This window comes from Stenotrophomonas maltophilia group sp. RNC7 (assembly GCF_030910085.1).
GTDB lineage: Bacteria > Pseudomonadota > Gammaproteobacteria > Xanthomonadales > Xanthomonadaceae > Stenotrophomonas > Stenotrophomonas sepilia.
Genome location: NZ_JAVFVN010000969.1, coordinates 1 through 1,062 on the forward strand (window position 1 = coordinate 1; position 1,062 = coordinate 1,062).

1 protein-coding gene is annotated in these 1,062 nt (G+C 34.6%); it reads left to right on the forward strand.

Going from position 1 to position 1,062, the window contains the following annotated elements:
- Positions 1–510: 510 nt before the first annotated feature.
- A partial coding sequence (locus RCF13_RS25185) for an RHS repeat-associated core domain-containing protein (protein ID WP_308141640.1) occupies positions 511–1,062 on the forward strand: 552 nt, incomplete at its 3' end.

Here is a 1,062-nt window from a genome sequence, read left to right on the forward strand (position 1 = left end):
AAGACACGATGTCTCTCAGTTTCGCAGAAGTAGGAGATATAATAAAGTTATTCAATGATGGACTAGTAGTAATAATGGCGCAGAAACTGTTTTGTTTCATTGACGGGGGAGAATACTCTCCCTTGTTTTCTTTCTTAGAATGCTTTAAATGGATTGTCACAATAAAATTGAGATAATTTTAGCTGATTTCATTACAACAATAGTCTAACGGTAGAAAACAGCATCAAGGCGGTTAAAGTTCGCTGTGGGCTTGGTAGTGGGAATCACTAGCCAGAGGGAGATTGCTGAAAAAGCTCTATATCAATAAAACACTATAAATGTTGAAAACTTATGGCATTTATAGTGTTTTTGTTATAATATAGAGATCAATTTCAGGAGGCAAGATTTATATTAGGACGATGAAAAAATTAATCCTTAGTCTAGATTATAGTTAGATGTTTACACAACTATGATAAAGCAGGAAATAAAATATCTGTTAGTAAAACAAAATCAGATTTAGATGACGATGTCATGGCAGGAGAAGAAAGAGAAATCAAATATTATAACTACGATGAATTTGGTGTACCAATGCCATCGGTAAAATTCAACCAAAACTGGCCAAGACCAGACAATACCTATGGTTACACAGGCTACCAATACGATGTAAGTGCAGAGTTATGGTATGCACAGGCAAGGTACTACATGCCGGAGATTGGAAGATTTATATTGGAGGACCCATATCCATCAAGATTATTAATACCAAATAGTTTTAATCCATATACTTATGTACTAAATAATCCTCTAAAATATATAGATCCTTTAGGATTGATAGAGGAGGAAGGTTGGGATGGATGCTCGACAATAACAACGGCGCTATCAAGAGCAGATGATTTTGTAAAAATTGGTGGAAAGTATTATGGAGGGTGCGATCCTACTGATGCAAATATTACAGCTTACCTTGCTCAAGTACATACTGACTTGCCAAACCTTTATAAGTGTGATTTTAGTAAGGAAAATTTTACGGAACATATAGAAACTTTATATAAATATGTAACGCCTTTGGAAATCGGAGAAATTAGCATT